The organism is Sphaerimonospora thailandensis, assembly GCF_016863115.1.
Lineage (GTDB): Bacteria > Actinomycetota > Actinomycetes > Streptosporangiales > Streptosporangiaceae > Sphaerimonospora > Sphaerimonospora cavernae.
The window spans coordinates 121338-137325 of the sequence record NZ_BOOG01000018.1; the positions used below are offsets into that span (position 1 = coordinate 121338).

General features: G+C 70.4%; 14 protein-coding genes and 1 riboswitch. Of the genes, 7 read left to right on the plus strand and 7 right to left on the minus strand.

All coding sequences use genetic code 11. The features are described from left to right. Nucleotides 1-3: 3 nt before the first annotated feature. On the minus strand, nucleotides 4-1491 hold the full coding sequence (locus Mth01_RS11080) for an APC family permease (protein WP_204015501.1): 1488 nt from the start codon (nucleotides 1489-1491) through the stop codon (nucleotides 4-6). 190 nt (nucleotides 1492-1681) lie between these two features. Between Mth01_RS11080 and Mth01_RS11085 the strand changes: the two genes are divergently transcribed. After that, a complete protein-coding gene (locus Mth01_RS11085; protein WP_204015502.1) occupies nucleotides 1682-2254 on the plus strand; it encodes a MarR family winged helix-turn-helix transcriptional regulator in 573 nt (190 codons plus the stop codon). A gap of 4 nt (nucleotides 2255-2258) precedes the next feature. On the opposite strand, the gene Mth01_RS11090 is transcribed toward Mth01_RS11085, so the two are convergent. Further along, nucleotides 2259-3059, minus strand: coding sequence for a gamma-glutamyl-gamma-aminobutyrate hydrolase family protein (locus tag Mth01_RS11090; RefSeq protein ID WP_204015503.1), 801 nt, complete (start codon nucleotides 3057-3059; stop codon nucleotides 2259-2261). A 109-nt stretch (nucleotides 3060-3168) separates the two neighbouring features. Here Mth01_RS11090 and Mth01_RS11095 point away from each other — a divergent pair, with 109 nt between their 5' ends. From Mth01_RS11095 to Mth01_RS11120, 6 genes are read left to right on the plus strand one after another with little or no spacing between them, the layout of a single operon-like run. Continuing rightward, nucleotides 3169-4623, plus strand: a complete 1455-nt coding sequence (locus Mth01_RS11095) for an aldehyde dehydrogenase (RefSeq protein ID WP_204015505.1) — start codon at nucleotides 3169-3171, stop codon at nucleotides 4621-4623. Then, nucleotides 4616-5557 (plus strand): DODA-type extradiol aromatic ring-opening family dioxygenase, encoded by a 942-nt coding sequence (locus Mth01_RS11100; RefSeq protein ID WP_204015507.1) that lies wholly within the window; start codon nucleotides 4616-4618, stop codon nucleotides 5555-5557. Before Mth01_RS11095 ends, Mth01_RS11100 begins: the two co-directional genes overlap by 8 nt. Further along, nucleotides 5557-6417, plus strand: a complete 861-nt coding sequence (locus Mth01_RS11105; RefSeq protein WP_204015515.1) for a fumarylacetoacetate hydrolase family protein — start codon at nucleotides 5557-5559, stop codon at nucleotides 6415-6417. The genes Mth01_RS11100 and Mth01_RS11105 overlap by 1 nt, the downstream gene beginning before the upstream one ends. A gap of 20 nt (nucleotides 6418-6437) precedes the next feature. Continuing rightward, nucleotides 6438-6626: a ferredoxin gene (locus Mth01_RS11110; RefSeq protein ID WP_204015519.1), complete on the plus strand. Its 189-nt coding sequence runs from the start codon at nucleotides 6438-6440 to the stop codon at nucleotides 6624-6626. 5 nt (nucleotides 6627-6631) lie between these two features. Continuing rightward, a complete protein-coding gene (locus Mth01_RS11115; RefSeq protein ID WP_239089559.1) occupies nucleotides 6632-7843 on the plus strand; it encodes an NAD(P)/FAD-dependent oxidoreductase in 1212 nt (403 codons plus the stop codon). Between the two features lie 28 nt (nucleotides 7844-7871). Beyond that, complete coding sequence (locus Mth01_RS11120) at nucleotides 7872-9290, plus strand: aminobutyraldehyde dehydrogenase (protein ID WP_275408920.1); 1419 nt, start codon at nucleotides 7872-7874, stop codon at nucleotides 9288-9290. Nucleotides 9291-9424: 134 nt separating this feature from the next. On the opposite strand, the gene Mth01_RS11125 is transcribed toward Mth01_RS11120, so the two are convergent. The 5 genes from Mth01_RS11125 to Mth01_RS11145 form a co-directional block, all read right to left on the minus strand. Continuing rightward, entirely contained in the window at nucleotides 9425-10195 is a 771-nt protein-coding gene (locus Mth01_RS11125) for a glycoside hydrolase family 25 protein (protein ID WP_204015522.1), read from the minus strand. A gap of 12 nt (nucleotides 10196-10207) precedes the next feature. Then, nucleotides 10208-10348: riboswitch (cyclic di-AMP (ydaO/yuaA leader) on the minus strand. A 171-nt stretch (nucleotides 10349-10519) separates the two neighbouring features. Next, nucleotides 10520-11509, minus strand: a complete 990-nt coding sequence (locus tag Mth01_RS11130; protein WP_204015525.1) for a pirin family protein — start codon at nucleotides 11507-11509, stop codon at nucleotides 10520-10522. A gap of 94 nt (nucleotides 11510-11603) precedes the next feature. Next, nucleotides 11604-13076, minus strand: a complete 1473-nt coding sequence (locus Mth01_RS11135) for an AAA family ATPase (RefSeq protein WP_204015528.1) — start codon at nucleotides 13074-13076, stop codon at nucleotides 11604-11606. Nucleotides 13077-13196: 120 nt separating this feature from the next. Next, a complete protein-coding gene (locus Mth01_RS11140) occupies nucleotides 13197-13859 on the minus strand; it encodes a response regulator (protein ID WP_239089560.1) in 663 nt (220 codons plus the stop codon). After that, entirely contained in the window at nucleotides 13856-15661 is a 1806-nt protein-coding gene (locus tag Mth01_RS11145) for a sensor histidine kinase (RefSeq protein ID WP_204015531.1), read from the minus strand. The genes Mth01_RS11140 and Mth01_RS11145 overlap by 4 nt, the downstream gene beginning before the upstream one ends. Nucleotides 15662-15988: the final 327 nt, after the last annotated feature.

Below are 15988 nucleotides of genomic sequence, written 5' to 3' on the forward strand. Positions count from 1 at the left end.
AGATCACGGCAAGGGGGTGGGGGCGGATGTGCCTTGGCCGATCCGGTGGTAGGTGTCCGACCTGTTCTCCTTGATCCACCAGCCGTAGCCGAGGCCGATGATCCCGGCGATCAGCACGAGGCTGGGGATCAGCCAGTTGAGCATGGAGTCGGGCGGGGTGCCGAGCAGCGCGTGGAAGTTGATGATCGCGAGCACGAGGATGACCGCCAGAGCCAGGGCGGCCAGCGAAGGCGCGACGATCCGGCCCCAGCCGTTCTCGCCGCGCGGATCGCGCAGGAAGAAACCGATGACCGAGACCGAGGTGATCACCAGGAGCAGGATGACGCCGAGCGCCCCGAGGTTGGTGAACCAGTTGAACAGTGTCTCGGTGGGGTCGTCGCCGACGATGGCGAAGACGAACAGCACCACAGCGGCGATCAGAGTCTGGGTCACCGAGCCCACGTACGGCGAGCCGTGCCGGGGATGGGTCCGGCCGAGACCGCGCGGCAGCACGCCCTCGCGTCCGAGCGAGAAGAAGTAGCGGGCGACCGCGTTGTGGAAGGACAGCAGGGCCGCGAACACCGCGGTGACCAGGAAAACGGCCCCGATCCTGCCGAATGTCGGGCCCATGGCGTCGCTGCCCAGCACGAACAGCAGGTCGGGCCCATGCTCGCCCGCCTGGTCGATGACCCGGCCCGTGCCGGCGCCGATCCCCATCGCCCAGGCGGTGAAGGCGTAGAAGACGCCGATGACGCCCACGGCGATGTAGGTGGCGCGGCCCACGGTGCGGCGGGGGTCGCGGCACTCCTCGCTGTAGATCGCGCCGGACTCGAAGCCCATGAACGACGCCATGACCCAGCAGAACCCGGCGCCGACGGCACCGGTGGTGAGCGCGCTCCAGGAGAAGGCGTCCATGGTCAGCCCGGCCGGGGCCGAGGCGACCTGGGAGGCGTCGAAGACGACCACGATGATGCTCTCGCAGATCAGCAGGACGGCGAGCACCCGGGCGTTCAGGTCGATCCGGCGGTAGCCGAGGAAGGCGATGAGGAGGAGCGCCGCGAGCGAGGCCACCCACCAGGGAATGTCGACCCCCAGCTCGGCGGTGATCACTCCTGCCGCGGCGAAGCCGAACAGGCCGTACAGGCCGGTCTGCATCGCGTTGTACGCCACGAGGGCGACGAATGAGGCGCCCACCCCCGGAATCCGGCCGAGGCCCTGTGCGACGTAGGCGTAGAACGCCCCCGCGTTGGAGATGTGCCTGCTCATCGCCGCGTATCCGCCGGAGAAGAGGGCCAGCACCGTGGCGAGGACCAGGTAGATCACCGGGATGCCGACCACCCCGGTGGTGGCATAGCTCAACGGCAGCCCGCCGGCGGCGACGGTCAGCGGTGACGAAGCGGCGACCACGAAGAAGACGATGTGGGCGACGCCGATGCGGCGGCGGGACAGCTCGTGGTTCTCGGTCGTGGTTGTGGGGGCGGACCGCCCGGCGGCGATGGCCTCATCTGCCATGGCAACCTCCCATCGGAGAGGGAATGGGGTTCAATCAAGTGATCGGCCGCGGACCGGATCACGACGGGTGGAAAATCTTTTGCCCCCGAACGACCTGCATGTTCGCGGATCGTACGTGTACAAATGAACTCGACGCAAGAGTTGCGGGGTGTTTCGAACACCCACTGAGCCCCCCGAAGGGAGCCGGGACGTGCCCGCCCACTATCCGTTGTCCGCCACCGAGGAGGCGGTCAGTCGCCGGCTGGGATCGATCCCGGTCAATCGTGAGGCGCTCGTCGCGGTCTCCAACCTCCACCGGGCGGCCAGTGCCGTACGGCAGCACCTGGAGAACTCGGCGCTGCGCGCGGCCGATCTCACCTGGAGCGCCTTCGTGGTGCTGTGGGTGGTGTGGATCTGGGAGGAGATCGAGACCCGGCACACGGCCGCCGAGGCCGGCATCTCCAAGGGCACGCTCACCGGGATCATCAAAACGCTGGAGTCACGGGGCCTGATCGAGCGCCGTCAGCATCCCGACGACCGCCGCCTGGCCCTGCTGCGCCTCACCCCCGAGGGGCTGGCGTTGATGGAGGATCTCTTCCCCGCGTTCAACGCCGAGGAGGCGTTCGTCGTCGACTCCCTGGGCGGCGAGGAGGTGCTCCACCTCGCCGACACGCTCCGCCGCATCATCACCCACCTGGAGGAGAAGGGCGAGGTGCGGCGCGAGAGCCTGCGCCGCGACACGCCCGTCCCGCCCCGCCGCGGCGGTCGCCGCCGCGCCACCTGAGCGCTCAGCCGCGCGCCGCGGCGACGAGCGCGTCGAAGATCCGCTGGTTGACGGGGTCGGTCGCGGCGGTGTCCTCCGGGTGCCACTGGACGCCGAGGAACCAGCCGTACGGCCCGGCCGACCCGGTCGGCTCGGCCTGCTCATTCGACAGGCGCAGTTCGGCGGCCTCGACCGTGCCGTCCTCGGCGTACGCCGTGGCCACGAGCCCGTCGCCCAGCGTCGACGCGCACTGGTGGTGGTAGCAGGACGCGGCCACCTTCTCCGTCCCGGCCACCTCGGCGAGCAGCGAGCCGGGCCGCACCCGCACCGGGTGGACGACGTGCCGGTGGTCGGGCTCCATGTGCTGGTTCAACCGGCCGCCGAGCACCACGTTGACCACCTGCAGCCCGCGGCAGATCGCCAGCGTGGGCAGGCCGGTGTCCAGTGCGTGCCGGGCCGCCGCGAAGTCGAAGGCGTCCTGCTCGGCGTCCACGTCGTAGACCGTGTCGTGCGGCAGGCTCTCGCCGTACGCCGAGGGCGCGATGTCCCCGCCGCCGGGCAGCAGCAGCCCGTCGGCGACGGCGAGCCGGGCGGCGGCCTCGCCTGCGTCGACGGGATGCATGAGGAACGGCTCCCCGCCCGCCCGGTAGACGGCGTCGGCGAGCGCCCGCGCGGTCACCACGGCCGCGTAGCGCAGGGCGGAGGTCGTGGCGGCGAACCGGGACGGGATCACGATGATCGGCCTGGGCCGCGTCTCCCCGGACCTCGTCTCCCCGAACCCTGTCTCCGCGGGCCGGGTCTCCGCGGGCCGTGTCTCCCTCGGCATGGCGCACACTCCTCACGCGTTGTTCGCCCCCAAACGATAGCCCTTCGTATTGACTCCTGAGCAGCCACGACCGTAAATTGTTTGGGACCAAACGACTTGGAGGAAACGGATGGCCACTGTCGCGGACGTCACCGTCCACGAGGGGCACTGGATCGGCGGCGAACGGGTGTCCTCCCCGGTCGCGTTCGAAGACGTGTCGCCGATCGACGGACAGGTGATCGCACGCGTGGCCCGGGGCGGCGCGGAGGAGGCCGCCGCCGCGGTGAGCGCGGCCGAGCGGGCGTTCCCGGCCTGGGCCCGCACCACTCGCGAGGAGCGGGCGAGGCTGCTGCACGCGATCGCCGACGGCGTGGAAAAGCGCCTCGAGCAGCTCGCGATCGTGGAGACGACCGACAACGGCGCGCTGCTGCGCTCACACCTGCGCGGCGTCATGCCCCGGGTCGCGCACAACTTCCGGTTCTTCGCCGACTGGCTGCTGACGCTCGGGCACGACGAATTCGACACCCGGGGCCACCGCAACCACGTCTCCTGGGACCCCGCCGGAGTCTGCGCGCTGATCACCCCGTGGAACGCCCCGCTCATGCTGGCCACCTGGAAGATCGCCCCGGCCCTGGCCGCCGGCAACACGGTCGTGCTGAAGCCCGCCGAGTGGACCCCGCTGACCGCGTCCCTGCTCGCGGACATCACCGTGGAGGCCGGGCTGCCCGACGGCGTGTTCAACGTCGTGCAGGGCTACGGCGAGGAGGTCGGCGCGCCCCTGGTGGCCGACCCCCGGGTGCGCCGGATCAGCTTCACCGGCTCGGTGCCCACCGCCCGGCACATCGCCGCGGCCGCCGCGCCCAACCTCACCCCGCTCTCCCTGGAGCTCGGCGGCAAGTCCCCGCTGATCGTGTTCGCCGACGCCGACCTGGACCTCGCCGTCGACCTCGCGGTCGAGCAGTACGACAACGCGGGGCAGGTCTGCCTGGCCGGCACCCGGCTGCTCGTGCAGGAGGAGATCGCGGCCGAGTTCACCGAGCGCTTCGTGGTCAAGGCCGCCACCCTGCGCCAGGGCGACCCCCGCGACCTGTCCACCGACATCGGGCCCAACATCCACCGCGAGCACTTCGCACGGATCGACGGCTTCGTGCGCCGGGCCGTCGAGGCGGGAGCCACCCCCGTGATCGGCGGCGGGCCCAACACCGACCTCGGCGGGCTCTACTACCGGCCCACGCTCTTCACCGGCGTGGCCGCCGACAGTGAGATCGTCAACGAGGAGGTCTTCGGGCCCGTCCTCACCCTGCAGACGTTCCGTACCGAGGAGGAGGCCGTCGAGCTGGCCAACTCCACCAGGTTCGGGCTGGCCGCCACCCTCGCGACCGGCTCGCCGGAGCGGGCCGAGCGGGTCACCGCCCGCCTGGTCGCCGGCACCGTCTGGGTCAACTGCTTCTTCGTCCGCGACCTCCAGGCGCCGTTCGGCGGGGCTCGCCAGTCGGGCATGGGCCGTGAGGGCGGCGACTGGAGCTTCGACTTCTACTGCGACGTCAAGAACACCGTCTTCGCGCCGGGAGGCTGGAATGGGTGAGGTCGTCGGCGCGGGCATCCTCGCGCACGCTCCAACGATCATGCTGCCCCTCGACGTGCGCAAGGAGCTCAACGAGGGCAAGGAGATCAGCATCGTCCCCGGGCTGCGCCGCCTGCGGGAGGAGGTCTTCGACGCCCTCGACTACGACACGGTCATCGTGTTCGACTCGCACTGGGCGACCACCTTCGAGTTCGTGGTCACCGCCCAGGACCGCCGCTCCGGGCTGTTCACCTCCGAGGAACTGCCGCGCGGCATGTGCCGCATCCCCTACGACTTCCCGGGCGACCCGGAGCTCGCCCGGCTGATCGCGTCGCACCAGGACGAGCACGCCACCTGGATCACCGCGATCGACGACCACCACCTGCCGATCTTCTACGCCACCGTGAACCTGTGGAAGTATCTCGGGGCGCCCGGCAAGCGGTGGATCTCGATCAGCATGTGCCAGACCGCGGAGGCGGAGGACAACCTGCGGCTCGGCCGGGCGGTCGGCGACGCGATCGCGGCCAGTGACCGCAAGGTGCTGCTGATCGCGTCGGGCGCGTTCTCGCACACGTTCTGGCCGCTGCGCCACCTGCGCGCGCACGAGTCGAGCGACCCCGCGCACGTACGGACCCCCGAGGCGCGGGCGGCCGACGAGGAGCGCATCGAGTGGATGCGGCGCGGCGACCATGCCCGGGTGCTCGACACGATGGACGAGTTCTACCGCTTCAAGCCCGAGGCGGGGTTCGGCCACTATCTGATGCTGGCCGCCGCTCTCGGCGAGCGCGACCTCACTGCGCCCGGCAGGCTCTACAGCGACTACGAGAACGCCACCGGGACCGGTCAGGTGCACATCTGGTTCGACCGGCCGGAGGGCGGCTTCACCCGGCCGCGGGCCACGGACGCCTCGGGTGACCCGTACCCCTATCCGTTCCGGCTCGAAGGGACCGCCTGATGCCTCAGAAAGAAACGGTGGAATACCGCAGGATCCTGCTGGACGGCGCGGCCGTACAGGTGCGCAGGGAGGGCGACGAGCTGGTCGGCGCCGACGGCCGGGTCGTCGGCGTTGACGACGCCGTCCATCTCCCGCCGTGCGTGCCGACGAAGATCATCGCAGTGCATCTCAACCACCGCAGCCGGGTCGAGGAGTTCATGACCTCGCTGCCGCCCGCCCCCACGTACTTCCACAAGCCGACCTCCGCGCTGAACGCGCACAAGGGCGCGATCGTACGGCCCGAGCGGTGTGAGTACCTCAACTACGAGGGCGAGGTCGCGATCGTCATCGGCCGCACCACGCGCAACATCTCCCCGGACGAGGCCGGCGACCACATCGCCGGTTACACGATCGGCAACGACTACGGCCTGCACGACTTCCGCGACACCGACGCGGGCTCGATGCTGCGCGTGAAGGGCTCCGACACGCTCTGCCCGCTCGGCCCCGGGCTGGTCACCGGCTGGGACTTCCACGGCAAGCGGCTGCGCACGTACGTGAACGGCGAGGTCGTGCAGGACGGCTCCACCGACGAGATGGAGTGGGACATGCACTACCTCGTCGCGGACATCGCCCGCACGATCACCCTCTACCCCGGGGACGTGCTGCTGTCCGGCACCCCGGCCAACTCCCGGCCCGTACGGCCCGGCGACGTCGTCGAGGTCGAGGTCGAGGGCCTGGGCAGGCTCACCAACCACATCGTCCACGGCCCCGTCCCGATCCGGGACGACTGCGGCGCCCAGCCCACCGAGTCGGAGGAGGTCATCTCGACCGCCTTCGGCGGGGACTGGGAGTTCCGCGGCATCCGTCCGCCCAAGCGTTGACCACGGCAAGGAGTCTCATCATGAAGGTCATCGTCGACATGGACGTCTGCAAGGACCACGGGCAGTGCGTCTTCGCCGCCCCCGAGGTCTTCCAGATCAACGAGGACGGCCACCTGGTCTACGTCGCCGAGCCCGACGAGTCGCTGCGCGACGCCGTGGAGGAGGCAGCCGACGTCTGCCCGCTGCAGGCCATCACGATCGAGGACTGACCGCGGTGCGGACCACGCGGCGCGTCGTGATCGCGGGGGCGTCGATGGGCGGCCTGCGCGCGGCCGAGCGGTTGCGGGCGGCGGGATTCACCGGCGAGATCGTCGCGATCGGCGACGAGCCCCATCTGCCGTACAACCGTCCTCCGCTGTCGAAGGAGGCCCTCGCCACCGAGGTGACCCACGACGCGCTCGCGTTCCGGCTCCGCCCGGCGGTCGCGGACGTCACGTGGCGGCTGGGCGTGCGGGTCGTGGGGGCCGACCTGGACGCCCGGGCCGTATGGCTCGGCGACGGCGCCGAGCTGACCTGTGACGGGCTCGTGATCGCCACCGGCATGCGGCCCAGGCGGTTGCCCGGGCCCGCGGCCGGCCGGCACGTCGTGCGCACTCTCGAGGACGCCCGCGATCTCCGTGCCGAGCTGCGGCCCGGGGTGAACGTGCTGGTCGTCGGCGCCGGGTTCATCGGCTGCGAGGTGGCGGCCACCGCCCGCACGCTGGGCGCGTCGGTCACCGTCGTCGCGCCGGAGGACGCCCCGATGCGCCGCCCGCTCGGCTACGAACTGGGCACGGCGCTGCGCCGCCGCCACGAGGAGCGCGGCGTGACGTTCCTGCTCGGCCGTACGATCGCCGCGTTCCTTGGCGAAATTGGCGAAATGGGCGAAAATCGGGTGACCGGCGCCGCGCTGTCCGACGGCACCCGCCTCGACGCCGACGTCGTGGTGGAGGCCGTGGGATCGGTGGCCAACACGGAGTGGCTGGACGGCAACGGCCTCGACCTGTCCGACGGCGTGCTGTGCGACGGCGCGCTGCGCGTCGAGGGGCGGCACGGCGTCGTCGCGGTCGGCGACATCGCCCGCTTCCCCAACCCCCGTTATGACGGCGTGCCCCGCCGGGTCGAGCACTGGAGCATCCCGACCGACACGGCCAAGCACGCGGCGCTCACGCTGCTCGCCGACCTCGGCCTGGGGGAGGGGATCGCGACGCCCTTCGCCCCGCTGCCGACGTTCTGGAGCGACCAGTACGAGCTGCGTCTGCAGTCGTTCGGGGCGCCCGCGCTGGGCGAGTCGGACATCAGGGTGCTGGAGGGCGACCTCGGCGGCGAGGTCGTGGTCGGCTACCACCGCGACGGCGAACTGGTCGGCGTGGTCCTGATCGGCATGCCGTCCGCCGCCGCCCGCTACCGCGCCGCCCTGCTGAACCGCACCCCTTTGGCCGCCTGAGCCGTACCCGACCTGTGAGGAGACCGTCGTGGACGCATTGCGCAACGTGATCGCCGGAGAGCGCCGGGACGCCGGCGAGTGGATGGACCTGGTCGACCCCTCGACCGAGAAGGTGTACGGCAGGGCGCCCCGCTCAGACGAGCGGGACGTGGCCCGGGCGGTCGAGGCGGCCGGCGAGGCCGCGCGGACCTGGCGGCGCACCACCCCGGCCGAGCGTCAGCGGCTGCTCCTCGAGCTGGCCGATCTGATGGCGGCGAACCGGGAGGCGCTGGCCGAGGCCGAGGTGCGGGCCACCGGCAAGCCGCGCGGCACCGCGACGCGGGTCGACACGGGCGGGGCCATCGACGCGATCCGCTACTTCGCGGGCGCGGCGCGGGTGCTGGAGGGGCTCGGCGCCGCCGAGTACGCCGAGGGGCACACCTCGTTCGTACGGCGCGAGCCGATCGGCGTCGTCGCCCAGGTGACGCCGTGGAACTACCCGCTGATGATGGCCGCGTGGAAGATCGGACCGGCGCTGGCGGCGGGCAACGCGCTGGTGCTCAAGCCGTCCGACACCACGCCCGGCTCGACCGTGCTGCTGGGCGAGCTGTGCGCCCGGGTCCTCCCGCCCGGCGTGGTCAACGTCGTGTGCGGCGACCGCGACACCGGCCGCGCGCTGGTGGGACACCCGGGTGTGGAGATGGTGGCACTCACCGGCTCGACCCGCGCCGGGGCCGAGGTGATGGCGGCCGCCGCTCCCGACCTCAAGGACGTCCACCTGGAGCTGGGCGGCAAGGCCCCCGCGGTGGTCTTCGGCGACGTGGACCCCGCCGCCACCGGGCGCGCCATCGCCGAGGCGGCGTTCTTCAACACCGGGCAGGACTGCACCGCCGTCACCCGGGTGCTCGTCGAGGAGCGGGCGTACGACGACGTCGTCACGGCGCTGGCCGAGGCGGCGCGGGCGCTGCGCGTCGGCGGGCCCGACGAGGAGGGCGTCTTCCTCGGCCCGTCGAACAACGCGGCCCAGGCCGAGCGGGTCGGCGGCTTCCTCGAACGGTTGCCCGGGCACGCCCGCGTGGTCGCCGGCGGCTCCCGGCTCGACCGTCCCGGCTACTTCTTCGCCCCGACCGTGGTCGCGGACGTGCGGCAGGACGACGAGATCGTGCAGCAGGAGGTCTTCGGCCCGGTCGTGACCGTACAGCCGTTCGCGAGCGAGGAGGAGGCCGTCGACCTGGCCAACGGAGTCGACTACGCGCTCGCCTCCAGCGTGTGGACCAGGGACACCGGCCGTGCGATGCGGCTGTCCGCCGCACTCGACTTCGGCGCGGTCTGGGTCAACTGCCACCAAGTGATCATCCCGGAGATGCCGCACGGCGGCTTCAAGCACTCGGGCACCGGCAAGGACCTGTCCCGGTACGGCCTGGAGGCCTACACCCGGATCAAGCACGTGATGATCAGCCACACCTGACGCCGCCACGGCCGTTCTCACCGCCGACAGCCGGAGCACGAGGACCGTGCTCCGGCTGCCGGCGGGGTGTGACTCCGTGGCCAGCGGCGGCCTGGCCAGCGGCGTCGTCGTCAGTGGCGTCGTCAGCGGCGGCGTCAGCGGCGGCCGAGGGCGCGCAGCTGGTCGGGGCTCAGCGCGGAGACGTTCTTGTCGATGGGATATTCCGTGTACTGGTGAATGGCCCAGCTCTTCCAGTCGGCGGGCGGCGTGACCTTGCCCGGGGCCTTGCTGTAGTGCGCCACCCACAGTGGATATTCGGCCAGGCCGCGCCCATAGGTGTTGGCGAAGTTCCAGCCGCTGTACACCATCGGGGTGACGCCGGTCTTGGCCTTCACGTGCGCCAGCCAGGTCTTGGCCCAGGCGTTGACGTGGCTGACCGACATGCCGTCGGTGGTCTCCAGGTCAAGCACGAGCAGGTCACCGGGCTTGCCGGGCTGCTGGTTCACCATCGAGAGGAAGTGCTCGGCCTCGGCGACGGGGTCGTTGCTGGGGTGGCCGAAATGGTAGGCGCCCCGCACGATGCCCTTCTTGTCCAGCTCCTTCCAGTTACGGGCGAAGGTGGAGTCGCGGAAGGTCAGGCCCTCGGTGGCCTTGATGATGCCGAACTTCGCCGGGCTGGCGGCCCAGTCGTGGTTCGGCTCGTGGTTGGAGATGTCTTCGCCGTAGATCAGCGTGACGTCCTCGTCGCCGGGGGCGAGTTGCGTGGCCTGCGCCGGCCCGGCCAGGAAGACGCTGAGTGCGGCGGTCGGCACGACCATCGCCAGACTGACGGCAGGCGAACTGAAGCGCTTGCCGGAGAGGCTCACCCGGTGCTTGGGCGAGGCCGAGGAAGAGGGGGTGACTGCGGTGAACCGGTGTTCCAGCATGAAGGGATTGACTCCTTGCTTCCATGCCGCCTACCGGGACAGCTGACGGGTTCGGGCGGAAGCGCCCTACGGCGCGCTTGGGGGGGACGCGCTCCGATTCACCCGAGGGGTGGTCCCCGGCTCCGCGAGGCGCGGAGTCGGCGGCCGTGCACCTCCTGACGGGACGGCTCCCGCCAGGGGACGCGCGGATCCTGGCAACGAACGGACAACGCATCCGGCGATGGTGTCACCGTTGCGTATGCCGTTGGCGACAAAAGGTACACGGACCACCATTAGGGTGCAAATAGGACAAAACTCCGGATCGGTGGGGGTGCGGCCGACTGGTCACTCCTCCGGAGAGAGGGGCGCGTCCGTGTGCGGGACGCGTTCGGCGGGGACCACGCCCAGGCGGCCGGCCCGGAAATCCTCCATGGCCTGGATGATCTCGGCCCGGGTGTTCATCACGAACGGACCGTAGTGGACGACCGGCTCGCGGATCGGCCGCCCGCCGAGCAGCAGCACCTCCAGGTTGGGCTCGGCCCGGGGCTGGGCGGTGTCCGCGGCGAGGGTCAGCGCCCCGCCCGGGCCGAAGACGGCCAACTGCCCCTTGCGTACCGGTCGCTGCTCGCCCCCGACGGAGCCCTGGCCGGCCAGCACGTAGGCGAGGGCGTTGAAGCCGGGGTGCCACGGCAGCTCCAGCCGGGCGCCCGGGTTGACGGTCGCATGCACCATCGTGATCGGAGTGAACGTGATCCCCGGCCCCGGGTGTCCGGCCAGCTCACCGGCGATCACGCGCAGCAGCGCGCCGCCGTCGGCCGAGGCGAGCAGCGCCGCCTCGCGGCCGCGGATGTCCTGGTAGCGGGGCAGGTGGAACTTGTGCGCACTGGGCAGGTTGACCCACAGCTGGACGCCGTGGAACAGTCCGCCCGAGACCACCAGGTGCTCCGGTGGCTTCTCGATGTGCAGCAGGCCGGCCCCCGCGGTCATCCACTGCGTGTCGCCGTTGGTGATCGTGCCGCCGCCTCCGTTGCTGTCCTGGTGCTCGAAGACGCCGTCGATGATGTAGGTGACGGTCTCGAAGCCGCGATGCGGATGCCATGGGGTGCCCTTGGGCTCGCCGGGGCCGTACTCGACCTCCCCCATCTGGTCCATGTGGATGAACGGGTCCAGAACGGACTGCGGCACTCCGGCGAACGCGCGCCGTACGGGGAAGCCCTCGCCTTCGAAGCCGCTGGGCGCGGTCGTCACGGACCGTACGGGACGGGGTTCGGCGACGGCCGGGTCGGGTGCGACGACGCGGGGCAGCGTCAGGGTGTCGGCGGTGACGGCGGGCATGACACGCTCCTGGTTGAAGATTCAATTACGTTCGCTTGAACCCATTCTGACCATCGCGCATTCCTCCGGCCACAGTGCGGCAAGGAGGGCACGGTTACGGCTGGCCGTACAGGGTCGCCAAATCGATCAGCTGAATCTCGGGCGCGGCGTCAGCGGCGACCTGGGCTTTGTTGTTGAATCCTGTGCCGCTGAAGCAGACCAGGCGGGTGTGGCTGGTGTCGTAGCGGCCCGCCCGGGTGATGAGGTCGCGGATGTGACGCAGCCGTTCTATGTGGGCGATGCCCATGGTGTCGTTCCACTTGGCTTCGCCGATCGCCAGTAGGGGCGGCTTGCCGTTGTCGGCGATGCCGATGACGGCCACGTCGACCTCGTGGCTGACGCGGGCACTGGGATCGTGGACGACGCCGTGTCCGACCCTGGCGGGCAGGCCGCCGAACAGTTCGGGGTCGGCGTGGTGCAGGGCCCACTCGCGGCAGACCTGCTCGAAGTGGGGGCCTAGGACATTGCTGACGAAGCGGCGGCGGCTGGCCTGCCAGACCCGTGCGGCGCTGCCGGGGCGCTCCAGTTGGTCCCATACGGGGCGCATGATGGCGTGGTAGAAGCCGATCAGCGGTTCGGCGATGCGGTACGTGGGGCGGTTTTCCCGGAAGACATCCGCATCCCGGTGCAGCAGGCCGGCGTCTTCGAGGACGCTGATGGGATGGGCGATGTCGGTCGCCTTACGTCCGAGGTAGCCGGCGATGCCGCCGCGGGTGGCGTTGCCGTCGGCGACGGCCGCCAGGACGGACAGATACAGGCTGGTGTCACGCAGGTCGGGCTCCTCGGCCAGCAGATAGCGTGCCTCCCGGAACATGGGCGTCTCGGGGTTGAGCACGGTGCGGACCACCCAGTCGTCGAAGTCGTCCGGTCCGTCGGGAGTGTCGCCACGGGCGAATTCACGCCGGTAGGCGGGCGTGCCCCCGACGACCGCGTTGACCTTCAGAGCGAGGACGGGGTCGGAGATGCCCCAGAACTCGGCGGCCAGACGATGATCGAGGGGCCGTACGAGCAACTCCAGCCCGGCCCGGCCGCGCAACGGGGCGTTTCCCGACAACAGTCGGCCCATGAAGGACAGGGCTGAACCGCAGAGCAACAAGCGCGTGCGAGATCCGGTGCGCTGATCGCGCATCGGCCGGTACGCCTCCTGGATGATGGACGGCAACTCCGGATTCGCCCTCGCCAGATAAGGGAACTCGTCGATCACCACGGGAGTGGGCCGCTCGGTGCCGAGGGCGAGCAGTGCGTCGAGGACTTCGTGCCAGTCGGCGAAGTGGTAGGGGGTGGCGGGCCGGACATGGGCGGTCAGTGCGGCGCTGATCCGACGCAGGGACTCGGCGTCCGCCGCCTCGGTCGCCCCGAAGTAGAACCCTCCGACGGCACGGCAGGCTGCGTCCAGCAGGAAGGTCTTGCCCTGGCGGCGCCGTCCGGAGACGACTCCCAGAGTGGCGCCGGGCTGCTCGTCGGTGATGAACCGTGCCAGCGCCGTCCACTCGTGGTCACGGTCGAACATCTCGGCAGGCTTATCCACCGCGACCTCTCAACCATAGAAGTACAGTTCTCTTAATCGTACTTCTATAAGTTGCGCCGACGTGGCCTCGGCCTGCCGAACCTACGAGGTCGGGTTCCTCATAAAAAGCGTCGATGCTCGTCAGGACGGGGTGATGCCCTCGCGGGCCGCCCACAGGGCCGCCTGGGTGCGGGAGGACAGTCCCAGTTTTGCCAGGATGTTGCTGACATGGGTGCGGGCCGTGCGTTCACTGACCGACAGCGCGGTGGCGATCTGGCGGTTGGACCGGCCGTCGGCGATGAGGGCCAGCACTTCTCGTTCTCGTGGTGTCAGGCTTGCCGTGGCCGTCACGGGAGCCCGCATCGCAGCGGCCAGTTGGCGTGCGGCGGCCGGATCGAGGTGCACCTCGCCGCGGACCGCGGCACGCAGGGCCCGCCCCACCTCGTCCGCCTCGGCGTCCTTGAGCAGATAGCCGGTGGCCCCGGCTTCCAGGGCGGCCCGGACCTTCTTCTCCTCCACGAAGCTGGTCACCGCGATGACCTCGACGGCGGGAAACCGGGCCTTGAGCTCTCGGGTCGCCGCTATGCCGTCCATGACGGGCATCATCAGGTCCATCAGGACGACGTCGGGAAGTTCGTCCGAATGGTCGAGCACCGCCAGGCGGTCGAGCGCTTCCTTCCCCGTTCCCGCCTCGCCGACCACCTCGATGTCGTCGAGCATCTCCAGGAAGGCCCGCATGCCCGTACGGACGACGCGGTGGTCGTCGACCAGAAAGACCTTGATCGTGTTGTCCGCGGTGCTCACCGGCTGGTCGCCTCCGTGTGTTTCGTGATCTGCGCGGTGACCGTGACGCTGGTTCCGGCGCCGGGCGTGCTCGTGATGTGGAGGCCGGCACCTATGCGTGTCGCCCGCTCCCGCATCGTTCCGAGTCCCATGTGTCCGGGAAAGGCGGCATCGGGGTCGAAGCCGCGACCGTCGTCCCTGACCGAGACCGTCAGGCTCGACCCGGTCCGGGTGATCGTCACGGTGGTCCGCTGGGCATCGGCGTGCTTGACGGTGTTGTGCAGCGCCTCGAGGACGATCCGATAGAGGTGTTCCTCGACCGCTTCGTCCAGCGCGGGACGCTCGCCCGTCTCGTCGACGACATCGATGAGCAGGCCTTCGCGGCCTGCGATGGCGGCGGCCTGCTTGCGTACCGCGGAGACCAGGCCCTCCTCGGCCAGGGCTCCGGGGCGCAGCTCGAAGATGAGGGCGCGCATCTCCGCCAGCGCTCCTTGCGTCAGCTCCCGCAGCTGGCTCACCGCGCGTCCCAGCGACGCGTTCCCGCCGAGACCCTGCTTGTCCATCGCCAGCTCGGCGGCACGGGCGTGCAGCGTCATCGAGAACAGCGCCTGGGAGACCGAGTCATGGAGTTCCCGGGCCAGCCGCTGCCGCTCCACCAGGGCGGCGTTCTGCCGGACTTCGGCGAGCAGGGTGGCGTTCTCGATCGCCACGGCGATCTGATCCGCGAACGCCACGAGAAATTTGAGCTCCTCATCCGCCGGCTCGTCATCGGGGAGGTAGTAGACGTGCAGCCCGCCGAACATCTGACCCATGGTGCCGAGGGGAACGGCCACGAGGATGTCCCACTCGACATGGGGCAGGAACCGGTGGATCGGCTCGGCCCGGGGCCGCGCCAGGGTCCGCGCCGGGGCGTCGTGGATCACATCCACGCGCTGCTCTCGGAGGGCGGACACGGCAGCGGAGTCGACCCCGAGGTCCCAGGCCGCTCGCAAACCCTCCTCATAGCCGTCGGGCAGCCCGTCGGTGGCGAGGAACCGCAGCCGGCCGCTGTCACGTTCCACCACGTGGACCGCGGCGGCCACCCCGCCGCTCGCCCCCACCACCGTCGCCATGGCGTTCCGCAGTGTCGTCTCCAGTGGCTGGTCCACGACCATGTCGCTCGTGACCCGGGACAGCGCGGCCACCCGCCGCTGCAGGAGATCCATGGTCGCCTCGAGCGCCGCGCGGTGCTGCTCCTGCTGTGCGCGTAGCCGCTCCTCGACGCGGGCGCGTTGGATCGCGGCTCCCAGGGTGTCCGCGGCCGCCCGGAGCGCCGCCACGTCATTGGGTGACCACTCCCGTTCGGCCACGCATTCGTCGAACCCGATGAAGCCCCACCAGTGGTCTTCGACATGGATCGGCACGAGTGCGATCGACTTGATGTCCTCGGCCTCCAACTCGGGACGCTCCCACGCCGGGAAGTCGCGGACGTTGCCGGCCATCACCTCCCGGTGCTCCAGCAGCCCGACCCACCGTCCCCAGCCGACGTCGACGTAGTTGAACCCCCTGAGCATGGGGTGGTCGATCTGCGGGGTGATCCCCGCGGCGACCCACTCGGACCGGTGGCCAGTGCACTGGCCACCGCGAGCGTCGAGGTAGTTCTCGAAGATGTACACCCGGCTCACTCCGGCCGCCGTCCCGAGACGCTCCAGGACTTCGCCGATGTTCGTCTCCCACGGTTCGGCACTGGCGAGGAACCGGTCGGCGGCGAAGAGTACGGCGGCCAGGATGGCGTCCGGGCCGGGCGCCCGGTCGGCGCGCTCGTTCTCTCGCGCAGTCGCCATGTCGGCCCTCCCGCCTTGCCCGGCCAGTTAAGGCACCCCCGGCGGGAGTGTTGCAGCCGTGATCGTACTCCATGTCAACGTTCAGGGCTATTGCCCTTTCATAGTTTGAGATGTCCGAAAATGCGTTGGTCGTCCCGCCTGGACTGAGACTTTTGACGTAGTGGACCCACGGCGATCGGCTGAGCCGGATGGCGTCGGTACGCCGATCCGGCGAAGGGACCACCCCCGAGATCATCGAGGTACGCGATGCTTCGTTGATTGGAGGACCCATGGTCGCGGTGCAGCGGTCCGGTGCCGGTTCGGTCGGTCTGCCGGTGATCGGCGGCA